The organism is Paenimyroides tangerinum (assembly GCF_003865405.1).
Lineage (GTDB): Bacteria > Bacteroidota > Bacteroidia > Flavobacteriales > Flavobacteriaceae > Flavobacterium > Flavobacterium tangerinum.
Genome location: NZ_RQVQ01000068.1, coordinates 1 through 7,963 on the forward strand (window position 1 = coordinate 1; position 7,963 = coordinate 7,963).

Here is a 7,963-nt window from a genome sequence, read left to right on the forward strand (position 1 = left end):
GCAGCATAAATAAATAGAAAAAAAACTTGAAAAAAGTTTGTTTTTATCCATAGAATGCGAAGTGGTGGATTTTCAGCACCAATGTTCAATAGAATTACTACCGTTGAATCTTGAACAAATGTTTCATAGAAGCGCTTCAGCCGCCATATTGCCAAACCGCTGTTAGCCACAGTATTTTTCTTCATCTTGTTCATTTAACATTGCAGTTTTTCCATCATACCATAAATAATGTAGAGCTCTCATTGCATTAATACAGTGATTTCCCCAATGGTGTTTAAGTCCAAATTTCAGCTGCCATAAAGCGTCTTCAACTGCTTCGTCTGTTCCTATTTGGTCAATTTTCGTTAACTCTTCTTTAAGGTCAGCATAAATGTCAGCAAAGTCGTCTACAAGCCAACCTTGAGTCGGATCTTTGTCTGTTATTTCCCAACCTTGTTCTGTTTTCCCGTTTTGTTCTGTGTATGTCGGGTCGAAAATTTCCCAATAAAAACAGTCTTTACCAAGATTAGAAATAAGATTTTTATTCATTTTTCTGAGTTCGTCTCTGTCGATTTCGTCAAATTTACTCTCAGGTTCTGAGTAAATTAGTTCAACCGTTTCAAGTACCAAAGCTGTCTTATACAATTCAGACAATGCTTTATGAGAGTCCTTGTAAAATGTCTCTTGGTTTAATTCATCATTTTCCAATAAAGTTACAAACTGTCGAGCAGCAGTTAAGAAGTCAGTCGTTGATTTCTTATTCAGCAATTCGGTTATTTCTGTCGACAGTTGTTTCATCGTCTTTTAATATTGTGGCTAACGGGACGAAGCTTGGCGCAGTGGTGAAAAAATAAAGCCAAAACTTTACGATTAACCAAAACTAAGCAACGCCTTTTAATTTTTAAATTTAATAAATAAAATTGAAATAGGCGATTGCGACAAAAAAGAAAACCAACTTTGAAATTTGCCTTTACTCGCCATTGAGCCAAACTTATGTTAGCTGATGTTTCTTTTTTTTTGACATTGAATATATTATGAATCAATATAGTTTTTTATATACTTTTTGTAAATCCACATTATAATTGGGATTGAAAATGATATTAAAAACGAAAAGAATCCAATAGATAAAAGTATTGTACCTATAAGAGAATTTAGGTCTATCATTTTTGCTAAAATAAATAGTAAAATTGTGGTTATTCCTATTAATCTCAATATTCCAATTATTCTCTTCATTAGTTTGTTTTTAGAAATTTCTGCTAACGGGCCGCGGCTTTGCGATAGTGGCGGATTAGAAAGCCTAAACTTTCAATTTTGCACTAACTTGAGCAACAGCTTTTTTATATTTACTAAAATAAGAAAAAAGGAAATATAAAAAGCTGTTGCGGATGAAAATGAACAAACTTTCTATTTTACCTTAACCCGCCATTTCGCCAATACGATGTTATGTGCTGTACTTTTTATTTTTCGTTATTATTTTCGAAGTCTTCATCAGAAATAACAGGTAATTCACCCTTAAAAAATTGTGGAGGAATATTTAATGTTCCTGTGACATTACCTAAATTTGAAGTCAATGTTGAAATAAAAGACCTTATATATGGAAACATAATTGCAGGAGCATTTAAATTAACAAAATTTCTTCTCAATTTTTCATCATCTACATTGTTAAATTGAAAATTACCAATTGCTATGATAAAAATATTAAAGGTATTTTCTACTGAAACTTGAACTTCTTGAATAATTTTAAAATGATTTGCGTCATCTTTAGGAAAATATACTTTAGGTTCAATGTTTACAGAAATTTCTTCTTCTCCTGAAAATTGTTTTTCTGAATTGAAATTAACAACAGGAAAATCAACGCTTATAAATTTTAATTTTATTTGTGTTTCTGTACTCATTGTTAGTTTATGCTGCTAATAAATAATCATCATCTGTATTGCCACAAGTATATTCAGTGGAATACTCATTAATTTCAGTATCCACTGTAAAGCTTCTAGATTGAGACATTGAAATTTTATTTTTAGGCATACTAATGAAATTTCCTTCTCCCAATAAAGATATGTATTTCTTCAGCCTCTTATTCATAAGCCAAGAAGTCATAGTTTCAGAAGTTTCTTTTGAAAGAACTTCATCTAACTTTTGTTCTAATAATTCTAAATTTAACATATCTTAAATTAATTATATTACTTGTTCTGTTTTTTTAAGAACAAAGTTAGAAATTATTTCTTTATTATAGACTGCTATTTGTATTCTTTTTCTAAAAGCAACAGTTCTAACTTTGCCATATTTATATGTTATGGGTTTAACCAAAGATCGTTCCGAATTAACTGGAAGATCTTGAAATTGAATAAAATCAACTTCTGGCCATATATTTTTATCTTTTATATAATCATTTAATTCTTTAAGGGTTGGTTTTTCATTTGTTTTAAGCATTATTTTTTTTGCAATTTTCTCGAGTTGATTAATCCAAAAATAATAATGCTTTTCATTAAATACAGTATCAATGTAATTTTCTGAATTTAAATCACATTCATATATTTCATAATTTTTGGTTTTTCTTTTAGAGTTATTCCCCCAATCATCTGCATCTAATTCTTCTTTCCAAAAATAATATGCTTCACCCAACCATGCATCATCTCTGACGCATTGAATTGGAAAAGATAATGTTTTTCTTCGACTTTCTTGAGTATGAAATACTTTCACTACTTAAAAATTTAATAAGCGCAATATATAATATTTTATTATTTAATCGCAATATTTTTTTTAGTATTACACACAACGAGCCGCAGCTTCGCGAAGTGCGGGAATTTCAAAAAACCAAGTTTAAAGAAAATCCAAAAACACAAGCAAAACATTTTGGCTTTTGTAAATTTAATATTTTTTACAAAACGAAATGTAATTGCGACTTAAAAAGCCAAAACTTTAAAAAAAGCCTTTACACCGCATTTTGCGAAACTGATGTTAGCTGTAGTGCTTTTTATAAACTTTTTATTGATAATTCTATAAATGTATTTGTATCCATTTCGGGAATTTGTTCATAAGATATATATCCATAATTACTTTGAGTGAACAATTTGAGTTTTTGGAAATATTCATCTTCAATTTTAGTATCTCCTTTTAAGGTATTGCAAAATAAACCAAATATTATTTTGTTATCAGGTGTAAAAAAAACCATTGCTCCTTTTAAATCTTCACTTCTTTTATTATTCCAATAAAGTGAATATTCGACATTTGTTTTTTGTGATAAGAATTCTATTATTTGATAATCGTTTTGAAAAATAAATTGTGAATCATCTTCATATTGTGGAAATTCATATTCACTTGCACTTTCTTTTCTTTCAGGGATAAAATGGTTAAGAAATTCAAATATAAATTTTTCAGTTCTATCATCATTTAATACATAGCAATCAGCATAAGTTCCATTATATTCAAATTCTTTCATTTTTTGAACTTTTATTACGGCTGTTTGGAGCATTACAGCTAACGTTTCGGGGCTTGGCGTCAGTGGCGGAAATTGAAGCGATAAGTTTCAATTTAGCGACACGGTAAGCAAAAGCCAATTAATTGAATAAATTTAAGAAAAAAGTCAATATAATTGGCTTTTTGCGGAATAGAAAGCCGAAACTTCAATTTTAGCCTTAACCCGCCATTGCGCCAAACCCTTGTGCTTGTTGCACAACTCAAAAGTAAATAAAAATTCGTATCTTGTTGTATGCAAGGACGAAAAGATTTTACCCCACAACTATTTTACGAACTAAGCTTGGACAGATTAGTTCCATCCGATAACTTTTATCGCCGTGTAAATCAAGAATTAGATTTACACTTTCTATACAAATCCACTCAAAAATACTACGGAACCCAAGGTCAAGAAAGCATTGATCCAGTTGTGTTTTTCAAGATTTTATTGGTTGGTTATTTAAACAATATCAATAGCGATCGAGCTTTGATTCGCTATTGCAGCAACTGTTTAGATGTTCGTTTGTTTTTAGGGTATGACTTAAACGAAGACTTACCTTGGCATTCCACCATCAGCCGAACACGTGCACTTTTTGGAGAAGAAGTTTTCTTGCAGCTTTTCCAACTTATCTTAAGTTTATGTGTAGGAAAAGGTATGGTTTCAGGTAAACGTCAAGCCGTAGATTCTGCTTTCATCAAAGCCAATGCGAGCATGGATTCTCTAGTTGAAAAGGAGGTTTTAAATGATGCTTCTGCCTTTGTAAATGAATTGGAAGAAAATTCAGAATTCAAAGTAACATCAACACGTAAAAAGCTAGTAGATCAACATCATAATTGGAAAGAAGAAGCTTTTAAAGGAATGCCAGGACATGTAAAAACGCTTCAGAAAAATGAAAATGGAGAAGCTATTCGACCTAAATTTTTAAGTAATCACACCCATTATAGTCCAACCGATCCCGATGCAAAAATCTCAACTAAACCTGGAAAACCACGTCAACTAAATTATGCGGGGCAATTAGCTGTTGACGACAAATTTCACGTAATCACAGGAGCTTGTGCCAGTACAGCTGGAAGTAAAGACAGTGCCATATTTCCAGAAATCATGGATCAAACTATAGAAAATTTAAAACAAAACGATATTCAAATTGGAGAAGTTTTGGCCGATGCAGGATATAGCAGTGGAACAAGTTTACAATATTGTGAAGATAATAATCTGAATGCTTGGATTCCAAACTTCGGACAATATAAACCCGAACGTAAAGGTTTTATTTTTAATAAAGAAGCAAACCGTTACGAATGTATTCAAGAAGGCGGAAACAAAGCCTATTTACCTTTTAAACGTACTTTAATTTATAGTAAAGGTTATGAAAAAAAGTCTTTTAGAAGTAGCGAACAAGATTGCGGAAAATGTCCTTTAAGAGAGAGCTGTTGTGGAAAAGTAACCAAGTTCAAAAAATTAGAAGAAAGCATTCATAAACCACTTTACGATAAAATGCATGAGAAACTTACCAAAAACAAAGTGTATCATCGCAGGTTAGTGAAACGTCGAAGTGCCACAGTAGAACCCGTTTTAGGAACCTTGATTAATTTCTTTACTATGAAAAAGGTCAATAGTCGAGGAATGGTTCAAGCTAATAAACATGTTTTAATGTCAAGTTTATCCTACAACTTGAAGAAATACCTACGCTTTATTTTCAAAATTCCTAGTGTTTTAGCCCAAGTCATTTCCCTAAACCAAGGGAAGAACTACGCTTTTATAAAACGAGATCATTTTGAACTAAAAACATCAATTTTAAGCCACTTTAATTTTAGAATTCAGTATACTTTTTAAAAAATAAACCTCACTTAAAAAGACTTAAACGAGGCAATATATTATGTATTTTGCTTTAAAATCGGAGTTGTGCAACAGTTACCGATGTTATGTGCTGGCTTTGTTTTCAGGTTGATTACCATATTCCTTTAATGTTATATGAGGTAAATTTCCTAATTTATAATCTTTCGATTTGATTTGTTCTATAACTTCTTCCTTTGTAAAACCAAATAAATTTGACAAATAGTGAAAATGAGGTTGTCCGCTTCTCCAATTTTCTTTACCTAATAAACTGTTGAAAGTTACAAAAAAGCAATGCCATTCGTCTCCTTTTTCTAAAATTTTACCAACTTTTACAGTTCTTTGTTCAAGATTTTGTTTAAGTTGTCCTTCAGATAAATCTGTAGTTCCCATTACTTCCATAGATCCATCATCTTTTTTACGATAAGCTAATGGCATCTTTTTATCTTTAAGTGCACTTGAATGATGTTCTGATGAATATTCACTAAACAAATAGCCATTATCTCCAGCATACAACAGAAAGGCCATTAGTATATCAGGTGTTAACTCTAGTCCATTTAATATTTTTTCTTGTTCTCTTTTTTTAGTTGTATTTAGTAGGTTTTTTAAGTTTGCAGGTAAATCAATTTTGCGAAAATTATCAATAAATTCTCTACATTCTTTAGCTGATTCTACAAGAATTTTAGCTCCTTCTTTTGTCGGTTCTTTATCACCCAAAGTTTCTTCAGGAGCGAATAGTGTCATTTTTCTGACTAAACAACTTTCATAGTAATGTTGATCTGGATTTACAGATATGATATCTTCACCTCCAAATATTAATAGTTTTTCACCAGTTTTTTTATTGATAATTTCTTGGATACGCATAATTTAAAGCTTGCACATAACGGACCGCAGCTTCGCGAAGTGCGGGAATTTCACAAAACCAAGTTTAAAGGAAATCCCAAAACACAAGCAAAACATTTTGGCTTTTGTAAATTTAATATTTTTTACAAAACGAAATGTAATTGCGACTTAAAAAGCCAAAAACTTTAAAAAAAGCCTTTACACCGCATTTTGCGAAACTGATGTTATATGTAGTGTTTATTTGATAAATTCTTTAAACATTGGACCTTCGCGTTCTACTTTTTCAATTGCGTCAATCCAATAATACCAAAAAGCTGAATCAATTGGTTTTTCTTCTCCCAACCAATATTCACCTCCACTAAGAATGTCAGTTAAATCATTTGAGCCACTATTTTCATAATATGTTTTTAAAACATAAAGCATAGCTTCATAACCAATTTTCTTAGTGATAATTTCTTTTTGTTCATTTTCTATATTATACTCCATTTTCCAAACATTACATATAACGGGCCGCGGCTTTGCGATAGTGGCGGATTAGAAAACCTAAGCTTTCAATTTTGCACTAACTTGAGCAACAGCTTTTTTATATTTACTAAAATAAGAAAAAAGGAAATATAAAAAGCTGTTGCGGATAAAAATGCTCAAACTTTTTATTTTTCCCTTAACCCGCCATTTCGCAAAACCGATGTTGTACGACGTTCTTGATTAAGATTTATTTTTAAAAAGATAAATAATTCCGATAATTAAGCCTATAATTCCACCATAATAACTTCCAGAATGCATAAAATTAGCTTGAACATATTTTTGTGGATTTTGCGTTCCAAATTCCATCCAAATTCCTAAGTTTTCCCAAGGAATTATGAATCCGATAATATATCCAATAATACTTCCAATTAAAGCAAAAAATATATTTATTGAAATTGCCTTTAATATGTATTTGAATTTGTTTTCAGTATTTATAAATAGGCAAATTACAGCGTAAATAATACCTAATATAAATCCAACCCAATATGAGCCTAAAATTCCGACAACTGAGGCTTCAATTCTTTTATTATTTAAATTCCATTCATTAGTTCCAAAATTACCAAACAGAAAGTGCTCAAAAAATTCATATGAGACAGAATATGAAAGTTGATTATGGATTGCACCAAAAAGACATGCAATTATTATTGAAAATATTACAATTATTAAAGCTTTCAAAATTGTTACGGTAGTTTTCATAGAATGTCGTACAACGAGCCGCAGCTTCGCGAAGTGCGGGAATTTCACAAAACCAAGTTTAAAGAAAATCCCAAAAAAAAGCAAATCATTTTGGCTTTTGTAAATTTAATCTTTTTTACAAAACGAAATGTAATTGCGACTTAAAAAGCCAAAACTTCAAAAAAAGCCTTTACACCGCATTTTGCGAAACTGATGTTATAGCTAGTTTTTTATTAATATTTTAAATTTCTAAACTCTAAAAAATTCTTCAGTTCGGATTCTTTAAGCTTTTCTGGCTTAATATAATTTCCGATTATTTTTTTGTATTGTTTGAATTGAAATGGCGATAATCTTGGATTTGCAAAGAGTTCAAAATCGAGACTTTCAATTTCAGGAAGTTTAAATCTAAGACCAATTTCATTTTCAAATACATTCGTAAATCCAACAATTCTGTATTCAGATTCGTGTTTAAAAGACAGGTGTTTTCTAAATGCTGAAAACCGCAATAATGATTCTTCTTCTTTAAGTAGCATTTTATCAAAATCTTGATAAAATACTTTTCCAACAACTAATAAATCAATTTTATTTGTTGACTGGATAGAACGGATAAAGTGAACCACTCGCAGCGGATGAAAGTGAGCATAGCAAAGCAAGTAC

Annotated in this window: 11 protein-coding genes; 1 reads left to right on the top strand and 10 read right to left on the bottom strand. The window is 30.7% G+C overall.

Annotated features, from left to right (window positions below; all coding sequences use genetic code 11):
* The 6 genes from EG240_RS16730 to EG240_RS15730 all read right to left on the bottom strand — a co-directional run.
* The coding region (locus EG240_RS16730; RefSeq protein WP_203229332.1) for a hypothetical protein at nt 1-185 on the bottom strand (185 nt) is incomplete at its 3' end.
* Complete coding sequence (locus EG240_RS15710) at nt 163-777, bottom strand: DUF5063 domain-containing protein (RefSeq protein ID WP_125020283.1); 615 nt, start codon at nt 775-777, stop codon at nt 163-165. The genes EG240_RS16730 and EG240_RS15710, both read right to left, overlap by 23 nt.
* Before the next feature lie 659 nt (nt 778-1,436).
* Entirely contained in the window at nt 1,437-1,874 is a 438-nt protein-coding gene (locus EG240_RS15715) for a protein-export chaperone SecB (protein WP_125020284.1), read from the bottom strand.
* A 7-nt stretch (nt 1,875-1,881) separates the two neighbouring features.
* Nucleotides 1,882-2,142, bottom strand: coding sequence for a hypothetical protein (locus EG240_RS15720; RefSeq protein ID WP_125020285.1), 261 nt, complete (start codon nt 2,140-2,142; stop codon nt 1,882-1,884).
* Between the two features lie 12 nt (nt 2,143-2,154).
* Complete coding sequence (locus EG240_RS15725; protein WP_125020286.1) at nt 2,155-2,679, bottom strand: hypothetical protein; 525 nt, start codon at nt 2,677-2,679, stop codon at nt 2,155-2,157.
* 274 nt (nt 2,680-2,953) lie between these two features.
* Entirely contained in the window at nt 2,954-3,418 is a 465-nt protein-coding gene (locus EG240_RS15730) for a hypothetical protein (RefSeq protein ID WP_125020287.1), read from the bottom strand.
* A gap of 270 nt (nt 3,419-3,688) precedes the next feature.
* Here EG240_RS15730 and EG240_RS15735 point away from each other — a divergent pair, with 270 nt between their 5' ends.
* The gene (locus EG240_RS15735) at nt 3,689-5,263 is read left to right on the top strand and encodes an IS1182 family transposase (protein ID WP_235830405.1); all 1,575 of its coding nucleotides are present in this window, start codon (nt 3,689-3,691) and stop codon (nt 5,261-5,263) included.
* An 87-nt stretch (nt 5,264-5,350) separates the two neighbouring features.
* On the opposite strand, the gene EG240_RS15740 is transcribed toward EG240_RS15735, so the two are convergent.
* The 4 genes from EG240_RS15740 to EG240_RS16555 all read right to left on the bottom strand — a co-directional run.
* Nucleotides 5,351-6,127: a hypothetical protein gene (locus EG240_RS15740; protein WP_125020288.1), complete on the bottom strand. Its 777-nt coding sequence runs from the start codon at nt 6,125-6,127 to the stop codon at nt 5,351-5,353.
* 216 nt (nt 6,128-6,343) lie between these two features.
* The gene (locus EG240_RS15745) at nt 6,344-6,592 is read right to left on the bottom strand and encodes a hypothetical protein (RefSeq protein ID WP_125020289.1); all 249 of its coding nucleotides are present in this window, start codon (nt 6,590-6,592) and stop codon (nt 6,344-6,346) included.
* A 219-nt stretch (nt 6,593-6,811) separates the two neighbouring features.
* Complete coding sequence (locus EG240_RS15750) at nt 6,812-7,306, bottom strand: hypothetical protein (protein WP_125020290.1); 495 nt, start codon at nt 7,304-7,306, stop codon at nt 6,812-6,814.
* Nucleotides 7,307-7,539: 233 nt separating this feature from the next.
* Nucleotides 7,540-7,963 (bottom strand): hypothetical protein (locus EG240_RS16555; RefSeq protein WP_158612038.1); only part of this gene is annotated, 424 nt, incomplete at its 5' end.